This window comes from Nitrospina gracilis Nb-211 (assembly GCF_021845525.1).
Lineage (GTDB): Bacteria > Nitrospinota > Nitrospinia > Nitrospinales > Nitrospinaceae > Nitrospina > Nitrospina gracilis_A.
On the sequence record NZ_JAKJKD010000001.1, the window covers coordinates 105,622 to 123,113 of the forward strand.

Genomic DNA, 17,492 nt, shown 5'->3' on the forward strand with positions numbered 1-17,492 from the left:
GCAAGCCTGCCCGCCACCACCAGCCTCAGTTTTTTTCCTCGCCCTCCGACATCTCACTGCCGTCGATGATCACGTTCGCCAGTTCCCGCCGGACGCTGGGCGGGATGGCATCGAAGTTCTCAGGACGCGGCTTGCCGTTGTTCTCCCGGAACGGGATCTCGTTTCCTCCCTTGTCCTGGAAGTTGCGCCATCCGCGCAGACCGTATTCCAGAGCCTGGAGCACCTTGGACCCAGAACGGAAGCGAAGCGATGTGTCGTCGCCTTTGCTGGACACTGCGCCCTCCACCGCCTGGTCTTCCATCTTCGCCGCCTGCCGCGCATCCATGTATTTCAGGATAAAAACCGTCTGCGCCTCCTCCGGCAGGTCCCGGTCACATTTCGGCACGTATTCGAAGGTCGCCGATGGATCGATTGCTTTCATAATGTTTCTTCCTTTCTATCCCCCTCTCCCCTTGAGGGAGAGGGATGGGTGAGGGGGTATTAGTAAAACTTCAGCGCCAGCTCGTCGTCGCCGCTGTTCTGCGCCAGCGTCAGCGGGACGTCGTAGATACGCACACCGTCACGCGCACCGCCGGTCAGCTCGCGGTATTGAACCTTCGGCGCAGTGATGTCGATCTTCGCTCCAGCCACCGTACCGATCGTCATCGACAACGCACCCTGCGTCGCCGCCTTCCACTTTGCCCAGAAGTCGTGCGTCGCTTCCTTCACCTGCTCAGGGTTCATCGAGCCCTGCGTGTCGCGGCCGGTGACAAGGAACCCGACGACGCCGGTGGCGGCATTCACCGAGTTGCGCCGCGCGATCTCGTTGGCCAGTTCCACCGCGAACGCCTGGATGGCCCCCTGGTACGAATGGACTGACATGCTGATGCCGTTCAGGATGGGCGGTTGTTCAGCGTTAAACACCGCGCCGCCGGGGATGTCCGCATCCGTCGGATCAACATACAAACCCCGGAACGTCCATTCGATGGTGCCGAACTGCCCGGCCTCACCGTTGATGCGCATGTTGCCGACCGCCCCCAGGAGCTTGTGCAGAAGGCCGTCGTTGTACCAGTAGAGGGTCACGCTTTTAAGAGAACTGGAAACCGGGTTGTAGGTGATGTCACCGTCTCCCGCGCCCCCACTCGATTCCGCCGTGAACGTGGGATTCATTCCGCACGCCTGCAAGAGCGGGTCGATTTCCGGTATGTCGCCTGCACCGCCCGCATTGGCGGTGCCGGATCCCTTCAACTCCGTGCTGAACGTCAGCTCGCTTTCTTTGAGCCCGATCACGTGCGGCAGGGGAGACAGCGACGATCGCTGGAACTCGCGCCGCAACACTTCACCCGTCGGGCGCACCTGGGGGTTGTTCACCAGGATGGCATCGGTGGCAGGCGCGGGAACCGGATCGGTTCCATAGGTCACTTCCACCTTCGCCAGCAAAAGGCTTCGTTTTTCGAGGAAACTCAAGAGGCACCTCCTTCCTTAACGGGTTTGGCGGCCTTGCTTTTGTCCGCGTTCGCCGCCTGTTTGCGCGGCTCGGCTTTTTTGAATACGGGTTCCGCCGATTGGTGATTCATCACCATCGTTTTATTGGTTGCGGTGAACTGGTTTTTTTTACTCATACTGTCTCCTAATCGACGAATTGCAGTTCAAAGGTGGCCTGCCAGACCGACAGGGTTTTTGTGGTGACCACCGGGCGGCGGCTCAGCAACGCCATGCTGGCCACTCCCGAAAGCCCCAGCGTGTTTTTGTGCAGGAGTGACTTCACGTCATTCAACATTTCATTAGTCCCACCGGTGCCGGTTTTAGCCTCCACGCCGGAGCGCAGGTTTTTGGCGGCGACGATCACGGCGATGCGCATCCGGTCCATGTACGTCCGGTTTTGCGTGACTTCGCTAAAATCATCGTCGAGGTACGCGACGAAACAAACCGGGAGCGGTCCCAGGTTGCGGTCCAGATCCTCGATATCGAACTGCGAATCGAATTTCTCGAACCGCTTGCAGTAGGTGTTCAGCGGCGCGGCATTCAACGCCGCCACCACCGCATCCTCCACCTGGTTGATCGTCGGCATAATCAAAACCCTTTCATCTGATCGCGGCCGAACAGACGGTCATCGCTTTTAATGTTCACCTCATTGCGTGTGCTGTCCGGCGCGGGCGTGTCCACCCCCAGAGTGACCACGCCCTTGGCGATGTCGCGCAGGTAGCGAATGGCGTCCTCGTAACGCTTCACCACGTCTTCCGGCGGACCCTGCCGCCGCCCGTGCAGGCGGTACACGGCAACATCGACGGTGATCGTCTTGATGATATTGGGCACGGTTGCCAGCGGCGTGTCGTAACGCGTCGCCAGATACCCGTCCACCGTGCCCTCGGCATCGGCGATCATGCCGTCGATCTTGGTGTCATCCTCGGATCCTGTATTGTTGTCGTCTGTCAGGGCGACCAGGTCCGCAAGCGGCACCAGCTCCAGCAGATCAGCTTTGGCGATGTAGTTGCCCATCACTCATCCGGCGTGGGGTTGGACAGCTTTTCGAGGACCGCATCGACCAGGGCATTCTTGTTCGGCGCGGTGACCTCGTACTTTTCTTCCAGTTGAGCGATGGTCATTTTCATCAGCTCATCGCGGCTGGTAATACCATCGCCGCCGCCTGCTTCATCGTCCGTACCGGACACGTCGCCGCTATCGACGCGGTATTCTTCCGGCACATCCTCATCCGGCATCTCGACGATGTTCATACGCGGATCCTCCCGCATCGCCTGCACCTGCTCTTTATTCAGGCTGTCTTCCGGGTAAAACTTCGGTTGCACCGTGTGCGGAATGCCTCCCCGGTAGTACCCGTCACGATGACAGTTGATTTTGTAGTACATGCTCAGCTCCTTCTCAGTTCAGGATTCAGTTTGACCCGGACCGGGTTTCCCCGGTCCGGTTGCAGGTCGATCAGCCCGGATCAGGATCAGGCCGCGCCGGTAGAACCGTATGCCAACTGCGGCAGGGCATACGCCGCCGCGCCGCGCGATTCAACGCCATACTTGTACTCGCGCTTGTTGAACACATCGTCGGATTCCATCGTCGTTTGCTGGACGAACACCGGTGCTTTACGCTCCTGGAAGATGAACGGTTTCACCGGACGGTTGGTCACCAGCAGAAACCACGCGGTGTCGCTGGTCAGCCGGCCGTCCACAACCACCTCCGCCGAATTCTTGTACGGGTTCGGCTTGCCGTCTTCCAGCCGGTCGTTTTTCATCAGCGCATTGGCGGTATCTTCCAGCGCCGGCGGCACCATCAACTTGTCCGGATTGAGGTTCAGCGCACGCCCCTCGTAATCCTTCATCTTGCGGATCGCCGTCCGGCCTGCGCCGAACGAGGCCTGCGCGTTCGCCAGGGTGTCGAACTTGAGCGCCGCCGTGCCTTTGTTGGAGTACAGCGTGCCGGCGTCGTCGCCCAGCGGGTGATCGGTGTCGAAGAAGTTCTGACCGTCCCAGCACAGGGAAGTGAATCCGTCGTTGAGCAGGGGGATGACGATCTCATCCGGCCACTGCTTGGCGCTGAAACCGGCTTCCTGCGCCATCGGTCCATAGATGCCGAGCTGATCATCCTCGATGTCGTTTCGGTCCACGCCCACCGTGGCCTCGTAGTCCTTGTTGATCACGGAATTCGCGTGGGCGATCATGTTTTTGATGTGCTTATCACCGATCCATTCCCGCATTTTCGGGAACCGTTCGAGCCAGTTGTACTCGTTCGACTTGCCGGTCGATGTCACCTTCATGGCGATCTTGTCCCAGATCACCGGCGCGGCGTCGAACGCTTTGTTGAATGTGGTTTTCAGGTTGATGAAAACCGCAGTCAGGGTGGATTTGTTTACGAGCATTGCGTTCTCCTTTTTGCGATTCGATTTATTTTCATACCGGTATCACAGGCTTTTCAGTTTAGCCTTAGGACCCCATGACTCCGGCGTTTTTGAGGGACGTCAGGATGTTGTTTATGGCGGTCTTGTTGGCGTTTGCCAGGTCCGCGATGGCCTGCACTTCAGCCTCAACATACGAGGCGGATATATCGGCCGCGGCGTTGGCCTGCGACACGGCGGCAACCACAGCCGCCATGCGCGCCGGTGCGCCGATCCACACCCATGCCTTGGTGGCGCTTTCGACGGCGACGATCATCCCGGCGACGATCTTGTTAGTCGTCGCGGCCACCTGCACGGTCTGGTCGTCGGCGATGTACGCCGCCTTACCCACATCGGCATCCGTCAGGCCGGAAGACGTAAATAGGAACACCCCTTCCTCGGTCTCGATGTTTTTCGCGCTGTTCGCGCCGGCGGAGTTGTCCACCTGCTCACGCGCCATGCCGCGCACCCTCAACCCGGCGGTATCGGCTCCGGGAACGGCGAGGCCGGACGCGTCCAGGCACACCATCGTGCCCATGAAAATTTTCGTGGACGCCTTCACGGGATCGCTGTGGATCTCGTTCTTGCGCCGCTGAGTGTTGCGGTCTGCGGTTGCGGCTGTCATGCGTTTTCCTCCAGTTGGAATTTAGGTTTTATCTGTTCTGTTTTTTTTCAGCGATGGTTGAACGGGACTACGCCGGGATCTTTACGCCGCCGAACTTCACCAGGTCATCCTTGCTGTTGCCGAACTGAGCGGCCACCAGCTCCGTCGTCTCATCCACCCGTGCCAGGTCTTCCTTCGGCGCGTCCTGCGTCTTGTCCAGCGGCACCACGCGGGTTGCCTTACTGACGAACACCTTGAACCCGGCCTGGTCACGCTTCGCATAATCCAGAGCCCAGTCCTTTTGATCGGCGGTGATCTTCCCTTCCTTCATCGCGCCGCTCACCAGGGTTTCCGCTTCCATGCCGGCGAGCTTGCCTTCCAGCGTGGCAATCTTCTTTGCCGATTCACCGTCCGCGCCATGCTTCATTGCCAGGATGGTGGCCTCGGCTTCCGACACGCTGGCGTCGTCTTTCAGTCCGAGCGCGGTGACCAGAACCTTCGGAACCGATTCCTGCTCTCCGGGGTTCTTTGCTTTCGCCTGGAGCGTTTCAATCTCCTGCTTGATCTCCGGCTCCCTGGCGTCATCTTTCAGGCCCAGCAGTTTCAAAAACTCCGATCCTTTGGCCTTCGCCTGAAGGGTTTCAAGCGTCGTCACGATTTCGGAATCGGGAGCGTCTTTTTTCAAACCCAACAGCTCCAGAATTTTTGCCTTCAGTTCCATGATGGTCTCCTTTTGGAATAGGTGTTTCGTTTTGGCCGCCACCGGCACCATGCCGTCGATGGCCGGGTCGTTGGTCAATGCGGCACTGTGCAACTCCTCCGGCTGGAACACGCCGCGTTCATCCTTCTTGCGGGACAACAGCACCGGAGACAGGTACCTGTACTCACGGCCCTCGATGTACTTGCGCCCGCGCTCGGTCCACTCCACCTCGGCCCACAACCCGCGCTCGCCTTCATTGATGAGTGACTTGATCCAGCCCGCGGCCGGAGCCTGGACTCCATCCAGCGTCTGGTGCTCGTAATCAACCACCAGGTCATTCGTGCGGCGGTTGAATTTTTCAATGATGCGTTGCACCGATTCGGCGGTGATCGAAAAACGCTTCCCATTTCCATCGACGAATTCCCCGATAGGAACGATCTGGATTTTCTGGATGGAAGATTTTGAAATCTCATTGACGTTGACGATGAGCAGGTCGAACAACATGTCACACTCTCCCCGTGAGGTAATCGTTTCCGATGGCGCGGATTTGTTCCAGGTCTTCATCCTGAATCACCAGGTACGGCCGCGCCGGGATGTGCACTGTTTTTCCCCGGCCGGCCTTTCCGCCGAACTGGTGGATCGCGGCATAGGGAAGATTGGTCCCGACCACCAGTTCCTCGCGCCGCACCTGATAATTGATCGATGACATGAGGTGCCCCTGGTCGATCAGGATTTTCTTTCCGGCGAGGCGCTTCTCACCACGCTTTTTGAGTCCGCCACGCTTTTTGAAAAACTTCCCACCCTTCTTCCCCAGGCTCCCGAACAGGGTGAGGACGCTCAATGGACGCCACCGCCGCGTGCCGCCACGCCAGTCCCCCGCCTCCCGGTACCGCCCGCCGACCTCGAAGTTGCGCATGATTGAGGCCACCACCAGGGCCCCCACCTCTTCCAGGAAGGGCGTGGGGTCGCGCCAACGGCGCAAAACAGCGTCCAACACCTCAATCACTTGCGAGTCATCGACTTCAAAAAATGCGTCTTCGTTTGCCATGTTTCTCCGATGGTGCTAAATTATTCACATGGGTCCGGGATGCGTCCCGGATGTAGGCATCAAGCTGAGGTTCGCAAAGGGTGGGCCGCGTTCCCCAAACCCTGCGGCGGATGACGTGGGCTGATCGCGGGAGCCCATAGTCTCCTCACCGCCTACCCCATACCAGCAGTCCACGCCTTAAGTTTTTCTGCCCGGTTTTACTCCCCCGGAAAAAATCGAAACCCACCCACTTTCCGTTTTCGACCTCGGCAATCAAACCGAGCGTTCGTTTCTTATCCAGCTCCACCATCTTCACGTACCGCTGACGCAGGCGCACCTGCCCGGTCGATTCGTTTTCCTCAAACCCGGTCCAGATTTCATACGGCTCTTCGATGGTTTCCTTGATCATCGGAAAATACTGCTCACGCCCATCCAGGCGCTTTGCCGGATTCTCCGCAATGTGATCCGCGATTCCCTGGTTGACGCTCACATGATTCCCGAACGGGTCTTTGAACGTCGCTTCTTCACCGCCAATGGAGTCGCGCAGGATGGCGCGCATCTCCTCCACATCTTTTGCCTTCCCAACCGGCGTGGCCTTCGGCTTGTCCACCGGGATATCGTCCGGCCGGCCGAATGATTCCGGTCCCCGCGAATCGAGCTGCTTCCATCGTCCGCGCGCGCCTCGGTCCGCCAGGCTCTTCGTTTCCACCTGCCCCCAGGCGGCTCTGCCGGGGTTGTAATCCCACAGCGGATCGATGCCGACGGGGATCCGCTCCACCGATCCGGTCTTTGGGTTGCGCCAGGCGTAGGTGCCGTCATCCGGCGCGCGGTCCGAAACCGTCAGGCCGTCCCGTTCCAGCTCCCGGCGCGACACGGTGGTCACCTTGCATTTACATCCCCACCCATTGGGCGGCATGTGAGACGACCACCAGGGATCGTCGATGGGTAAAATCGTTCCGTTCCAGGACAGGTGTTGCGGCCGCGGCTCCGGCGACAGGCCCCCGATGTAACGCAGGTAGGGACGCCGCGCCTTCGTCTTCTCGATCTGTGCCCAGCTCCCGGCGGAATACGCGGTGCGCAGGTTCGTATTGAAAATCACCTGAGACCGCCAGCCGCGCTCCCCCTTGTAATTCCAGCCGTGCTTTTTGATGATGGCGTCGAAGTCCTTACGGAAATCGTTCAGCGTCCGGCCTTCCTCGATGGCTTTGCGGATGGAGGTTTGAAAATCCACCAGCAGTTCCTGTTTCATCGCACCGGCCACCACAAAGGCCCGGCTGTGCATGCCGCGCTGGATATCCGTCCAGGTGCGCGTCGGCAAGGGCACCTTTCCCCGGAAAAACCGGATGGCTTCGTTGAACGGGAGCTTTTCAAAGGCAACCGGCATCACTCACGCTCCTCTTCCGGCAACTGCTCAAACCGCCCTGACAACTCGGCGGCGATCAACGCCTGCTCAATGACCCCGGCCAGGCGGTCCGTTTCCATATCGCCGAACGCTTCGATCAGGTTCCGCCGGAACTCTTCCAGGTCGCTCGACCGGCCCATCACCTCGCGGATCGGTTCCACCAGCCCGTCCATTTCCACCGAACGCATGAGGCGGTCGGTGAACCCGTCCAACGTATCCTGCCCGCCGGGCTTCGGTCCGGCGTTGACGTGATAACCGCAACCGGGGCACGCGTGATGTTTGTTGGCGGAAGCTTCCGGATCTTCACGGCCTGGCGGCGGAGAAAATCCACCGGCGCGCGGCTCCAGCACGTCCTCATCTTTTTCCGGCTTTGGAATCTGAAACTTGTCGTAGTAATGATCGGCGGAGATGCGGAGGCCGCTTTCCAGGTGAACCCTGTACCGCTCGGCCTCAGCCTTCAAGTCGCCGGGATCTTCGTATTCGAGCCGGAACCAGGGCAGAGGCTTGTCCCAGCCGAAATTGAATCCGACGAGCGGTTGAATCAGATCACGGCGCATGGATTTCGATACCTGCTCGCAGTCGTCCCGCAGAATGTCATCCTGGACATCCTTGTGGACGTCGCCCAGGGAGCGCGCGCCGCGATCCCCCTGCTCGGTGGTGAGGGTCTGGCCCAGCACCGCCTTGCTGATTTCCGCGTTGCAGAAATCGGCGAGCAGTTTGAACAGGTTCGTGTTGCCGGACTGTTGAGCCGCTTCGATGAATTCAATCTCGGTGCTCTTGGAAATGATGCCGGCGGCGTCACTGCCCAGCGCCCGCACCGCGCTGATCAACGCGTCCTTGTCCTCTTTCGTTGCGCCCGGATCGTACCGGCCCAGCCGGAGCGGCATCCCGAACACCTCGCCGAACGCCACCCACGCCTTGATGTCGTAGTTCTTGAACAGGTACATCCAGGTGACGACGCGCAGGACACCCTGGCGCACCGGGTGCCCTGACTTGGCCTTGTGGATATGGAACAGGAACTTGAACGGAACCAGGTCGATGCCGTTGGCGGGTTCGTCCCGCGTCAACAGCCGGGGCGTCAACTGCGCCTCGGGCCAGATGAACCGCTTCGGCTCGATGCGGCTGAGATGCTTGATCACGTTGCGGCCGCCGTCAACAGCCCAATTCAACTCCAGCGAGGAGAACCCTTTGCCGATGGCGTCGGTGATGTCTTTCAGGTTGTCCTCGAAATCCGGGAGCGCGTTGATCTGTTCCTCAACGAATTCCGCGATTTTAACGTCCTCCGCCTCCTGGCTGAACGGCATGACGTTGAACTTGAGGCCGGTCAAGGCGCCGCGCCGCTTCCCCAGCACGCTCATCAGGTGCGTGTCCTTCTCTTCCATTTCCTCGAACAACTCGAGTTGGCGGCGCGGATGACCCGCATCGGCTTCCTTCAGGATCTCCGCCAGGCGTTTCGGAGTCAGACCATGCGACGGATAATCGGTGTAACGGTCCTCAACCTGAGCGACGGCGAGGGTGCGGTCGATGATGGGTTTGCCCGCGGGTTTGATTTCACGCCCAAATGCGTCGAACAACTGGATCATCACCAGGCCCCTTTCGTTTCCATCATGCGTTTCGACACCGATTCATACTCCGTTTCCCCGCCTGAAATATTTTTCACCGCGTGCCACAACATCAGGCCCGCGATCGCGGCGTCGCCGTGACGCTGAACGCCGTCGATGGTTTTGGGCTTGTATGTGTCCGGGATTTTCGGCACGCCCTTCACCTGTTGCACGGCGCGGTGGTCCGCCAGAAATTCGTTATGGCGCGGCACCAGGATTTCCCGGTCCTCATACGCCGCCTTGTACTTCGGGAACGCCTCGCGGTAAAAACTGTCCGACGCCATCACCTGCGCGATCCGGCTTTCGCCGTACCTCTGCATGGCCACCTCCGCCAGGTACTGACCGTTGCCGCGCGCATCCAGCGCGCCGCCCATGAAACGGGGCAGGTGGTCGATGACGGTAAACAAAACCTGTTCCTGTTGCTTGAACGGAATGTTCGCCAGCTCCACCACAAACGGCATGCGGTACACCAGGCGCTCCGATTCCTGCGCCGGCGCGATCACCGTCAGGTTGCTGGTGCGCCCGAAGTCTTCACCCAGCCAGCACCGGTACCCTCTCGGCATGGCTTCCAGCAGAGGCAATAGATTTTCCTCGCACCAGTCCGCGCAGTCCTTCTGCCGCGCCAGCTCGGAAAGCTGGGCGAACGCGGGCTTGCGCTGGTAGCGGAGGACCGGAATCGACGGATCCATGCACGACTCGATGAGCGCCGACGGGAAGTAATTTCCGGCGGAACTTTTCGGCACCACAAACAATTCCTCCTCGGCATCGTCGCCGTACATGGCGACGATCTTGTCCCGCCACGCTTTCTCACCGTCCTCGGACCACTCTTCATCGAGCTTGAGACACACGCGCCGGTACAGGCCTTCCTGGATGGCGTCGTCAAACGCGATGCGGTGCAGGGAGTAGGGCAGCTTGCCCGCGCGCACCTGTTTGACTATCTCGTTGAAATACGACTCGTCGCCGTTATGCGTGGAAATAATCCGCACCTCGCCGCCCCACATGAGCAGCGCCATCGCCGCCTTGATCATGCCCGGCAGGTCCTCCATGAATGCGGCCTCATCGAGCGTCACTCGCCCACGTTTGCCGCGCATGCTAGAAGGACGGGAACTGAGCGCGGTGATGCGGTGCCCGGAATCGAAACGGATGCGATACGTCTGGATCGCTTTCTTTTCGTCGTCGTCCTGGAACAGAAACTCTTCCACATCGCCGGCCGCCAGGCTGAACGTCTCCGCCCAGCCGGCGCAGTCGTGAATGAACTCTTCCGCCATGTCCTTGTTGTAGCCGACGTACCAACAGTCCCGGCCATCCGCGCGCCCGGCGGTCAACACATCGTCCGCCGCCTCTGTCCAGGTGAAACCGATCTGGCGCGACTTCTCGGCGAGCTTCACCGGCGACGCGTCCTCAATCCACCGCTTCTGAAAAGGCAACAGCACCCCGCCTTCGCGCGACACGTCATAGGCTTTCGGCTGCACGGTGATGGTCATGCCTTGATGCCGAGAATCTGTTTGTTGATCTGATCGACGGTGTCTTTCGACAGGCCCTTCGACTTCGCCAGCTTGCCCACTTCTTTCGCGGCGGCCTTGATCTTCTTATCGACTTCGCGTTTGAGAGAGATCTTCGCGCGCTCGCGCACCGACGACGACGACTGCAACTTCGCCAAGGAGATGGCGATCGATGCCAGGGCTTTCGGGTTCAGCGCCTTGTCGGGATCTTCCGGGATCAGGATCCCCATGATCTCGTTGAGCACCAGGTTGACCGCCGCCTCTTCCAGAATCAGACCTTCACCCTCCGCATTGCGCACGATCTCGCGCGCCTGGTCTTTGGCGATCTTCGACCGCTCCAGCTTCGCCAAGAAGCCCGGCGTGTAGCGTGACAGGGAGCTGTCGGAGGGCACCTGGTCTTTCTTAATCACGCCCTGCGCCACCAGCTCGTCGAGATGCTCGATAATCTGCTCGTAGGTCTTGCCGTCCAGGAGCAGGCTGTGCACCGTGTCCCGCACCTCTTGCGGTAACTTGGAAACTTTGCTGTGTTTTCGACGGGCCATATCAGCTCAGTCCGGGGTTGACGATACCGGGATCCGGCTCGATGTTGCCTTCGAGCAGATCCACGCCTTTTTTCGTGATCTTCGCCAGGTATTGCGCCGTGGTGTATTCCTTGTACTCCGGCTTGATAAGCTGAAAGGCGAGGTACCCTCCATCCTGCAGGTAGCGCAAATGCCCCTGGATTCGGCTGACCGTCAGCTCCGTGAAGATCTGCGCCAGCACGTTGTCGCCGATGGGTTCCGGCAGGTTCCGGTACACCACCCGCAGCACCTCGCCGCGCTCAATTTTGTTGCGTTGGGTTAAGCTCATCGTTCCCTCGTTCCGTTTTTATGACTGTCAGGATCCGGTCGATCTTGAGTTCCAGCGTCGATGCGTTGCGGATCCAGTCGTCGCGCATGACGAACTTTTCGGGCAGCCGCGAGCGGAATTCCCAGAACTGTTTTTCCAGGTCCGCTGCGCGGATTTCCGACTCCTCCCGGTAGTCTTCAATTTTTTTTTCCAGCTTTGTGAAGTCCTGGTCGATCTTGCCTTCCAGCTTTGCGAAGTCCTCCCGGTTCCGGTCGGACAATTCAGCGATTCGCTTTTCGATGCTCTTCAGCAACCGCACCACCAGCCAGCCAACAATCGTAAACAGCACACCGACGGCCGCGATCAACCAAGGATTCAACAGCCGGAGCGCCTCATCGGAAATCGTCAAAACACCATCTCCCGGATCCACAGCGTGAACAGTAAACAACTAAGAATAATTGCGAGCGGTGCCCGGATCATCATCCGTCCCCGCTAAGATGCCGGCGTGATGTCGACGTAGTATTCCTTACCCGGCTCCGGGTGCTCCCCCTGGTACTTCGCCGAAACGGTCATATCCAACGACCCCATCGGGGTGAATTCCCAGAATTTAGAATTCTCGTGATTCGGGTCTTTATCGTGATACACCGGACGCATAACCCACTGAACATTCCCATCCTCATGCCTGAGCACGTTGTCACAGATAAATTTTGCTCGGGTTTTCATCGCTTCTCCTGGTTGGGTTTGAATTCGAATTTTCGCTGGAGCACCTTAGATGCCGAGGCTTACGGCGCCGCCGGAAATTTCTCCAGGTATTCACGCACGCCCTTGATCAACTCCTTGCGCTCCTCGGACCGCGCCTGCTCGACTTCCTTGTATTGCGTCTGGGCATGGGTAGGATCGACTTCCGACGCGTTGACGTTGAACTTCACCTTGCGGCAATCGTCGTCCAAGGTGATCGTCATTTTCATGCCTTCCCCGCGCGCCGGGCTTTTCACGTGCACCCAGCAGTCATCCATGAAGCTGTCATACCGCTCGGTGGCGCCCTCGGCGTTTTTCACCGGGTAGGCCTCATGCTGGATGCGGGCTTCCACATCGGACTCGGGCACGCCCATCAACGCGCATGCCGGAAGGATGGAAATCAGGATCAGCAGAATCGTCGCTTTGAATTTCATAAAGCCTCCTTTTTCGAATCAGACAGCGACGCCACGGCGGCGCGCGCGGCGCCCAGACCCAGCCCTTCCAGGAGGAGCTGGAGGTGCGGGCTGGCGACAAATTCCACCAGCCCCATGTCGCCGGTGATCAGGTTCACCAGCGCGACCAGCACCATTAATACGCTGACGATATACGCCTTCTTACCCTTGAGTTTTTCCCGGAACTGCAACATCTGATCACCTCCGTTTTTATTAAAGGACCCAGGGGGCGCTTGCGCGCCCCCGTTCTCTCCCGCACGGCCTTTAGGGAGGCGGCGGGTCAGCTCCGCCCCCGCGGAATTCCTAATTGCAGATCCACGCGCCCAGCGCCCAGCCGATGGCGTGGAAGACGATCATGCCAATGCAGAAATCGCTTTTATTGATGTGGTATATGCGCCTCTCCAGTTAAAGTTCCAGGCGGGAAGGGCGGGCGAACCCGCCCTCCTCCAGGCAGGGTGTTACATAGAGCTCTCCATGTATCGAAGTGATGGTAAACCCCCACAGCTATTTCTCTAGCAACCACCAGACGATACAACGCGCGCGCGGAAGGCGTCTTGTGAAGCACTTCACAAATTTTGTGTTGGGATTTACAGGTAAGGAGGGGGATTACTACCGGGGACGCCAGTCAAACATCATGGTCTGGCGCGGATCGCATTGCACGATCTCCCGGATCTGGCGGGTGGTGAGGTCAAACTCCTGGGCTAAATCATCATGATTCCGCCCGGTGAATTTTTTTTGGATCACCCGATTTCTGGCATCGAGTAACGCTTTTTTGATCTTCCTAAAATATTCCTGTCTTCCATCAAAATATTCCCAAACGACGAGGGTGTTTTCGAGGCCGATTTCCCCCGCCAGCTCGTCAAACGGCGCGGGAAGGTCTTCAAGCTCAATTTCAGCCATCCATGCATACTTAAACCGTTTAGTTTTGGCCTCTTTCTTCATTCTGTCATTCCAACAATCAAGAGTGGTTCCCTTCTTCCCCCCCTAGGGGGGCAAGGAGGGAACCACCCGATTCAGTCTCTGGCGTCTTTGCCTTCACCGACGGATTCAGCCTCATCACCGGGATTCGTTTGTTCCGAATTATTGTCACGCTCGGAATCGCGGATGTATTCCCACTTTTCTTTGACCTTCCGAATTTCCCCCTCGCTACGCAGTTCATCCAGGATGCTTTTATAGCGGTCCGTTTTTCCCCGGCACGCATCGCGGATTTTTCTTTGGGTCACCGGCACGCCCTGAGCTTCAAGAAATTCGAGGATGCGGTTTTTCAGGTCCAGCTCCTCCTGGCCCTGAGCGTCAATTTCATAGCCTGGGTTGCCGTTGCGGTCCGTCAAGCGCAGGGCCACAGGATCGGCGGACTTACTGTGACGGGACAAGAAACTCATGCTGGTGCGGTCGCCCTTGCGTTCCATGAATATGTAGTTGTCGCCGAAGCTGAGTAGAGCCCCGGAGCCGCGCATCGACCCCGAATCCTTTTTAGCCATGTGATGAGAAATACAAGCGGCGGTGTTGGTTTCGCGGGCCAGGTGATCGATCCAGCACACCATCGGCCCGATATCCGCCGCCCGGTTTTCGTCGCCGCCGAAACATTCAGCAAGAGGGTCAAAGATCATAAATGCCGGGGCCAGCGTTTGAACCAGCCGCTCGATGTTTTCCTGGCAATCTCTTTCATCGAGTCTCAGCAGGCTGGCCTTCAGACAATAAATGGGCAGGGCTTTGTAATCCAGGCCGCGCCGTGCCGCCACCTGCTTGATCCTTTTATTGAGTTCCGCGTGCGGACCTTCGGGCGAATAGATCACCACCGGACCCTGCCGGGTCTTGAAAGTTTCCAGGAAGGGTTGACCGGAAGCTATGGAGACCGCCATATCGACCAGCACCCAGGTCTTCCCCGTCTTGGGCATCCCCGCCAGCATGCCGGTTCCGCCCTCGATCCAGACGTTCTCAATCAACCAGCGGGTTTCGTAGTGCTCATCAACACCCTGACCAGCCCTCACGAGCTTGAGTGATCCAAAAACGAGATCATCATCTGGCGCCGGAGCCGGTCCCGGTCCCGGTTCGATCAAATTCTCTGCGTTATCTTGAGGCGCGGCCTGATGTGCGGCCTCATCCTGGGCTGGGGTTGCTTTAGGTTCCTTGTCGCCTTTAAAAAAACCGAACATATCCAATAATCACTTTCCGCTTGAGAGGGTTGAATTCGAAATAACCCACACCGCAGGGAGCGGGTTGTCGTGCTGAATGGTTTCGAGGAGCCTGACTAAATACTTCCAGTCCTTATCCGATAGAATGATCAGGGCGATGCCCGGAGTCTCGCCGGTGCGGATGGAATAAAATTTCGACTGACCGACGGCCTCCGCCCACTTGTGCGCCCGTTCCACCTCCACCGCATACCTGCCGGGGATCAGGCAGTCCACCCGGCCGCCGTCCACCACATATTCCATGACACCGCCGTGCTGGTCACAAAACACCCGGTTGTATTCACTTTCGGGTTGGGAGATTGCATCTCCTGTCTCCCAAAATGGAACGAGCAGAATCGCAAAAATGAAGAGGGCCTGAAAGGTGCAATCAGAATTCCATCTCATGCCTGCGCCTCCATATCTCCCTCTCCCCTCGCGGGAGAGGGTTGGGGTGAGGGGGAACGAATGTTTTCGATCGCCTTCAAGATTTTCCCCACCTGGTGGTCCTCGATGAACCTGAGGCCGGATACCTGAAACCGGCGTTGCAAAAACCGGCGCAGGGCGACTTCGTTTTTCTGTTCAATGTTTGGGTGCGTCATCCACGTCGCCTCGATCTTACGGAGCTGGGCCGGGCTGGCCATGCCTGGCCGACCGGCCAGTCCCTGGAACCGCAGGGCCATGCCCTGCTTTTTCTGTTTGCGCCTACGCGGCTTCCATCCAAGTTGCCTGAAATGATCCAGCACCTGTTCAGCCTCGAAGTCGGTCAGCAGAGCGGCGCTTTCCTTGCCCTGCGAGTTGGCGCGCAATACGTCCCCGTACTGCGTGTCATCGAGGCCCAGGTCCTTTTTCGCAATGTGGATTTTCGCCAGCGTGTTGCGGTCAGGCATGCAGGTCCTCCAGCTTTTTATCGGCGGCGGCGTTGGGTCGGGGTTCAAACCGCACCACCACCAGATCCTCGCAGACAGCGTAACGCCACTCGTTGAAATACACCCACCAGCTCCGAAACCCCGACTTGATGAGCATCGGCGGACGCCATCCAATAGAATCCATAAACCAAAACCCTTCATCGATGTAGTCCTGATCCGTCATCTCACTGGTGTTTTGGATAAAAGGTGTCTCGGTGACGTAAATACCGCCGATGCACACACCTTTGAAACGCGGATTGCGATCCCAAGCCGTGTGCTCAAAATCCAGCTTGAGCCGGTCCATCGTCTGAGGCTTCCAGTTGCGCCGTGTCACGGTTTTTTGTTTCGCGCAGAACGCAGGCCAGGTGTACCACATCGAAATATTCATTGACTGTTTCCATTAACGATAGCACGCAATTCTTTACCAGGGTGGAACAGGATGCCGGTGCTGGGGGGCATATGCACGGCTTCCCCTGTTTTGGGATTGCGGGCACGCCGGGCGCGCCGCGCCGATGTCTTGAACGTGCCGAAACCGCGAATCTCCACCCGGCCATCCTGAGCAAGGCCCTGCATGATGGCTTCGCAGAACGAGTCCACCGTCCGGCAGGCGTCTTTGAGCGTCATCTCGTAGCCGTATTTCCGGCATTCGTGCAGTACATCTTTTGCAAGGTCGTCTCGTTTCACAGCGTTTCCTCCTCATCATCCAGCCACTCCAGGTCCGGGTCTTTCGGGTTCTCCCGGCGCAGGCGCTCGGCTTCGGTTGCGGTGACTTTGAGTTTATGTTTGGGTTTCCCGGTTTTGGGCTTGCCGGGGCCGCGCCGCCGGATCGGTGGCAACGCCCGCACCGCCGCGTCCGCCTCGGCCACCACGATGCGCCCCGCACTGTTGGGCGTGATCACGCCGCGCTTGATCCATTTCGATATCTGTTGCGCGCTCACGCCCTGATAACGCGCGTAATCCGCTTTAGTCATGATCCCGTTGGCCGGAGGAGCTTGTTTTTTCTGCGGGGCGGGTTTCCGTGGCGACGCCACAACCGGCTTCGGTGCCGGGGTGGCCTGCGCCGCCGGCGTCTCCGCCATAAAATCAAGCAGAGCCTCGCGCGCTTTCTCCAGGCTCTCCAGCTTCTCCCGTATCTGGGCGATATGGGCATCCAATACCTTGATCATGTTCTCCATCACAATCCCTCCTCTTCCGGGTAGCGCACGCGGCAGTACCAGTGGCAATCGCCGCAAGCCACCCGCGAATCGATTTCATAGTTCTGGATGGTGAGGTTTTTGGACTTGCATTCCGGGCACTCGGTGAACGCCTCCGCTGACGGATTGCGCCGCGTCCCGTCATCGACCGGGATCAGGTTGTTGCCGATGACCAAAAACTCTGGAGCGTATCCCGTGTACTCATCCGCCCCTACCGGAGTCAGACGGCATTGCCTGCCGTCCCCATCCTTCCAGGTTTCCATAGCAAAGTTGATGCGGCCACCTTTCCCGGCCTGCTCAACATACTCTTCAAAGGTTTCTTTCATTCCATCTCCTTTTTCGGTTTCAGGCTACCCGCCCCCGGCCGGCAAGCCGGGGACGGGGCCTAGGGTTTCCGCGTTTGACGCCCTTAGCGGCTTCAATGGTTAGGCGCCGTGAGGACCGCTTTTAACCGGATGACTCCGGCAGGACGCCCTTCAACGCCTTCGACGCGGTGCAAGGCGCGGG

General features: G+C 58.8%; 26 protein-coding genes. All 26 read right to left on the reverse strand.

The genetic code is table 11. The annotated features are described in order from the left end of the window. Window positions 1-25 precede the first annotated feature (25 nt). The 26 genes from J2S31_RS00575 to J2S31_RS00700 all read right to left on the reverse strand — a co-directional run bounded on the left by J2S31_RS00575 (window position 26) and on the right by J2S31_RS00700 (window position 17,311). Window positions 26-421, reverse strand: a complete 396-nt coding sequence (locus J2S31_RS00575; RefSeq protein WP_237097094.1) for a hypothetical protein — start codon at window positions 419-421, stop codon at window positions 26-28. Between the two features lie 59 nt (window positions 422-480). Then, window positions 481-1,446 (reverse strand): phage tail tube protein, encoded by a 966-nt coding sequence (locus J2S31_RS00580; protein ID WP_237097095.1) that lies wholly within the window; start codon window positions 1,444-1,446, stop codon window positions 481-483. Continuing rightward, window positions 1,443-1,601 carry a hypothetical protein gene (locus J2S31_RS00585; protein ID WP_237097096.1) on the reverse strand — a complete coding sequence of 53 codons (159 nt, stop codon included), beginning with the start codon at window positions 1,599-1,601 and terminating at the stop codon, window positions 1,443-1,445. Before J2S31_RS00585 ends, J2S31_RS00580 begins: the two co-directional genes overlap by 4 nt. A gap of 8 nt (window positions 1,602-1,609) precedes the next feature. Continuing rightward, on the reverse strand, window positions 1,610-2,050 hold the full coding sequence (locus tag J2S31_RS00590) for a phage tail terminator protein (protein WP_237097097.1): 441 nt from the start codon (window positions 2,048-2,050) through the stop codon (window positions 1,610-1,612). 2 nt (window positions 2,051-2,052) lie between these two features. Next, on the reverse strand, window positions 2,053-2,478 hold the full coding sequence (locus J2S31_RS00595; RefSeq protein ID WP_237097098.1) for a gp436 family protein: 426 nt from the start codon (window positions 2,476-2,478) through the stop codon (window positions 2,053-2,055). Further along, window positions 2,478-2,846, reverse strand: coding sequence for a hypothetical protein (locus tag J2S31_RS00600; protein ID WP_237097099.1), 369 nt, complete (start codon window positions 2,844-2,846; stop codon window positions 2,478-2,480). The genes J2S31_RS00595 and J2S31_RS00600 overlap by 1 nt, the downstream gene beginning before the upstream one ends. Before the next feature lie 86 nt (window positions 2,847-2,932). Then, window positions 2,933-3,847: a Mu-like prophage major head subunit gpT family protein gene (locus J2S31_RS00605; protein WP_237097100.1), complete on the reverse strand. Its 915-nt coding sequence runs from the start codon at window positions 3,845-3,847 to the stop codon at window positions 2,933-2,935. A gap of 64 nt (window positions 3,848-3,911) precedes the next feature. Next, window positions 3,912-4,487 (reverse strand): hypothetical protein, encoded by a 576-nt coding sequence (locus J2S31_RS00610; protein ID WP_237097101.1) that lies wholly within the window; start codon window positions 4,485-4,487, stop codon window positions 3,912-3,914. A 67-nt stretch (window positions 4,488-4,554) separates the two neighbouring features. Beyond that, complete coding sequence (locus J2S31_RS00615; RefSeq protein WP_237097102.1) at window positions 4,555-5,670, reverse strand: phage protease; 1,116 nt, start codon at window positions 5,668-5,670, stop codon at window positions 4,555-4,557. Between the two features lies 1 nt (window position 5,671). Then, window positions 5,672-6,214 carry a phage virion morphogenesis protein gene (locus J2S31_RS00620; protein ID WP_237097103.1) on the reverse strand — a complete coding sequence of 181 codons (543 nt, stop codon included), beginning with the start codon at window positions 6,212-6,214 and terminating at the stop codon, window positions 5,672-5,674. 145 nt (window positions 6,215-6,359) lie between these two features. After that, window positions 6,360-7,577, reverse strand: a complete 1,218-nt coding sequence (locus J2S31_RS00625) for a PBECR2 nuclease fold domain-containing protein (protein WP_237097104.1) — start codon at window positions 7,575-7,577, stop codon at window positions 6,360-6,362. Further along, entirely contained in the window at window positions 7,577-9,178 is a 1,602-nt protein-coding gene (locus J2S31_RS00630; protein WP_237097105.1) for a DUF935 domain-containing protein, read from the reverse strand. Before J2S31_RS00630 ends, J2S31_RS00625 begins: the two co-directional genes overlap by 1 nt. Beyond that, window positions 9,178-10,680, reverse strand: a complete 1,503-nt coding sequence (locus J2S31_RS00635; protein ID WP_237097106.1) for a hypothetical protein — start codon at window positions 10,678-10,680, stop codon at window positions 9,178-9,180. Before J2S31_RS00635 ends, J2S31_RS00630 begins: the two co-directional genes overlap by 1 nt. Continuing rightward, on the reverse strand, window positions 10,677-11,240 hold the full coding sequence (locus tag J2S31_RS00640; RefSeq protein ID WP_237097108.1) for a phage protein Gp27 family protein: 564 nt from the start codon (window positions 11,238-11,240) through the stop codon (window positions 10,677-10,679). The genes J2S31_RS00635 and J2S31_RS00640 overlap by 4 nt, the downstream gene beginning before the upstream one ends. Before the next feature lies 1 nt (window position 11,241). Then, window positions 11,242-11,547, reverse strand: coding sequence for a hypothetical protein (locus J2S31_RS00645; protein ID WP_237097109.1), 306 nt, complete (start codon window positions 11,545-11,547; stop codon window positions 11,242-11,244). Then, on the reverse strand, window positions 11,519-11,935 hold the full coding sequence (locus J2S31_RS00650) for a hypothetical protein (RefSeq protein WP_237097110.1): 417 nt from the start codon (window positions 11,933-11,935) through the stop codon (window positions 11,519-11,521). Before J2S31_RS00650 ends, J2S31_RS00645 begins: the two co-directional genes overlap by 29 nt. Before the next feature lie 373 nt (window positions 11,936-12,308). After that, window positions 12,309-12,698 (reverse strand): hypothetical protein, encoded by a 390-nt coding sequence (locus tag J2S31_RS00655; protein ID WP_237097111.1) that lies wholly within the window; start codon window positions 12,696-12,698, stop codon window positions 12,309-12,311. Next, window positions 12,695-12,910: a hypothetical protein gene (locus J2S31_RS00660; protein WP_237097112.1), complete on the reverse strand. Its 216-nt coding sequence runs from the start codon at window positions 12,908-12,910 to the stop codon at window positions 12,695-12,697. The genes J2S31_RS00655 and J2S31_RS00660 overlap by 4 nt, the downstream gene beginning before the upstream one ends. Before the next feature lie 415 nt (window positions 12,911-13,325). Continuing rightward, a complete protein-coding gene (locus tag J2S31_RS00665) occupies window positions 13,326-13,658 on the reverse strand; it encodes a Mor transcription activator family protein (protein ID WP_237097113.1) in 333 nt (110 codons plus the stop codon). A gap of 71 nt (window positions 13,659-13,729) precedes the next feature. Continuing rightward, window positions 13,730-14,872 (reverse strand): AAA family ATPase, encoded by a 1,143-nt coding sequence (locus tag J2S31_RS00670; RefSeq protein ID WP_237099881.1) that lies wholly within the window; start codon window positions 14,870-14,872, stop codon window positions 13,730-13,732. 9 nt (window positions 14,873-14,881) lie between these two features. Beyond that, the gene (locus J2S31_RS00675; RefSeq protein WP_237097114.1) at window positions 14,882-15,292 is read right to left on the reverse strand and encodes a hypothetical protein; all 411 of its coding nucleotides are present in this window, start codon (window positions 15,290-15,292) and stop codon (window positions 14,882-14,884) included. After that, entirely contained in the window at window positions 15,289-15,774 is a 486-nt protein-coding gene (locus J2S31_RS00680) for a regulatory protein GemA (RefSeq protein ID WP_237097115.1), read from the reverse strand. The genes J2S31_RS00675 and J2S31_RS00680 overlap by 4 nt, the downstream gene beginning before the upstream one ends. Then, window positions 15,767-16,180, reverse strand: a complete 414-nt coding sequence (locus J2S31_RS00685; protein WP_237097116.1) for a hypothetical protein — start codon at window positions 16,178-16,180, stop codon at window positions 15,767-15,769. The genes J2S31_RS00680 and J2S31_RS00685 overlap by 8 nt, the downstream gene beginning before the upstream one ends. Beyond that, a complete protein-coding gene (locus tag J2S31_RS00690) occupies window positions 16,177-16,476 on the reverse strand; it encodes an HU family DNA-binding protein (protein WP_237097118.1) in 300 nt (99 codons plus the stop codon). The genes J2S31_RS00685 and J2S31_RS00690 overlap by 4 nt, the downstream gene beginning before the upstream one ends. Beyond that, complete coding sequence (locus J2S31_RS00695) at window positions 16,473-16,967, reverse strand: hypothetical protein (protein WP_237097119.1); 495 nt, start codon at window positions 16,965-16,967, stop codon at window positions 16,473-16,475. Before J2S31_RS00695 ends, J2S31_RS00690 begins: the two co-directional genes overlap by 4 nt. Beyond that, window positions 16,967-17,311 carry a hypothetical protein gene (locus J2S31_RS00700; protein ID WP_237097120.1) on the reverse strand — a complete coding sequence of 115 codons (345 nt, stop codon included), beginning with the start codon at window positions 17,309-17,311 and terminating at the stop codon, window positions 16,967-16,969. Before J2S31_RS00700 ends, J2S31_RS00695 begins: the two co-directional genes overlap by 1 nt. Window positions 17,312-17,492 lie beyond the last annotated feature (181 nt).

What these genes read in the sequence shown, in the direction of transcription:
- J2S31_RS00575 (WP_237097094.1), bottom strand. Translation starts at nt 421, where the DNA reads ATGAAAGCAATCGATCCATCGGCGACCTTCGAATACGTGCCGAAATGT.
- J2S31_RS00585 (WP_237097096.1), bottom strand. Translation starts at nt 1,601, where the DNA reads ATGAGTAAAAAAAACCAGTTCACCGCAACCAATAAAACGATGGTGATG.
- J2S31_RS00590 (WP_237097097.1), bottom strand. Translation starts at nt 2,050, where the DNA reads ATGCCGACGATCAACCAGGTGGAGGATGCGGTGGTGGCGGCGTTGAAT.
- J2S31_RS00595 (WP_237097098.1), bottom strand. Translation starts at nt 2,478, where the DNA reads ATGGGCAACTACATCGCCAAAGCTGATCTGCTGGAGCTGGTGCCGCTT.
- J2S31_RS00600 (WP_237097099.1), bottom strand. Translation starts at nt 2,846, where the DNA reads ATGTACTACAAAATCAACTGTCATCGTGACGGGTACTACCGGGGAGGC.
- J2S31_RS00605 (WP_237097100.1), bottom strand. Translation starts at nt 3,847, where the DNA reads ATGCTCGTAAACAAATCCACCCTGACTGCGGTTTTCATCAACCTGAAA.
- J2S31_RS00610 (WP_237097101.1), bottom strand. Translation starts at nt 4,487, where the DNA reads ATGACAGCCGCAACCGCAGACCGCAACACTCAGCGGCGCAAGAACGAG.
- J2S31_RS00615 (WP_237097102.1), bottom strand. Translation starts at nt 5,670, where the DNA reads ATGTTGTTCGACCTGCTCATCGTCAACGTCAATGAGATTTCAAAATCT.
- J2S31_RS00620 (WP_237097103.1), bottom strand. Translation starts at nt 6,214, where the DNA reads ATGGCAAACGAAGACGCATTTTTTGAAGTCGATGACTCGCAAGTGATT.
- J2S31_RS00625 (WP_237097104.1), bottom strand. Translation starts at nt 7,577, where the DNA reads ATGCCGGTTGCCTTTGAAAAGCTCCCGTTCAACGAAGCCATCCGGTTT.
- J2S31_RS00630 (WP_237097105.1), bottom strand. Translation starts at nt 9,178, where the DNA reads ATGATCCAGTTGTTCGACGCATTTGGGCGTGAAATCAAACCCGCGGGC.
- J2S31_RS00635 (WP_237097106.1), bottom strand. Translation starts at nt 10,680, where the DNA reads ATGACCATCACCGTGCAGCCGAAAGCCTATGACGTGTCGCGCGAAGGC.
- J2S31_RS00640 (WP_237097108.1), bottom strand. Translation starts at nt 11,240, where the DNA reads ATGGCCCGTCGAAAACACAGCAAAGTTTCCAAGTTACCGCAAGAGGTG.
- J2S31_RS00645 (WP_237097109.1), bottom strand. Translation starts at nt 11,547, where the DNA reads ATGAGCTTAACCCAACGCAACAAAATTGAGCGCGGCGAGGTGCTGCGG.
- J2S31_RS00655 (WP_237097111.1), bottom strand. Translation starts at nt 12,698, where the DNA reads ATGAAATTCAAAGCGACGATTCTGCTGATCCTGATTTCCATCCTTCCG.
- J2S31_RS00660 (WP_237097112.1), bottom strand. Translation starts at nt 12,910, where the DNA reads ATGTTGCAGTTCCGGGAAAAACTCAAGGGTAAGAAGGCGTATATCGTC.
- J2S31_RS00665 (WP_237097113.1), bottom strand. Translation starts at nt 13,658, where the DNA reads ATGAAGAAAGAGGCCAAAACTAAACGGTTTAAGTATGCATGGATGGCT.
- J2S31_RS00670 (WP_237099881.1), bottom strand. Translation starts at nt 14,872, where the DNA reads ATGTTCGGTTTTTTTAAAGGCGACAAGGAACCTAAAGCAACCCCAGCC.
- J2S31_RS00675 (WP_237097114.1), bottom strand. Translation starts at nt 15,292, where the DNA reads ATGAGATGGAATTCTGATTGCACCTTTCAGGCCCTCTTCATTTTTGCG.
- J2S31_RS00680 (WP_237097115.1), bottom strand. Translation starts at nt 15,774, where the DNA reads ATGCCTGACCGCAACACGCTGGCGAAAATCCACATTGCGAAAAAGGAC.
- J2S31_RS00685 (WP_237097116.1), bottom strand. Translation starts at nt 16,180, where the DNA reads ATGAATATTTCGATGTGGTACACCTGGCCTGCGTTCTGCGCGAAACAA.
- J2S31_RS00695 (WP_237097119.1), bottom strand. Translation starts at nt 16,967, where the DNA reads ATGGAGAACATGATCAAGGTATTGGATGCCCATATCGCCCAGATACGG.
- J2S31_RS00700 (WP_237097120.1), bottom strand. Translation starts at nt 17,311, where the DNA reads ATGAAAGAAACCTTTGAAGAGTATGTTGAGCAGGCCGGGAAAGGTGGC.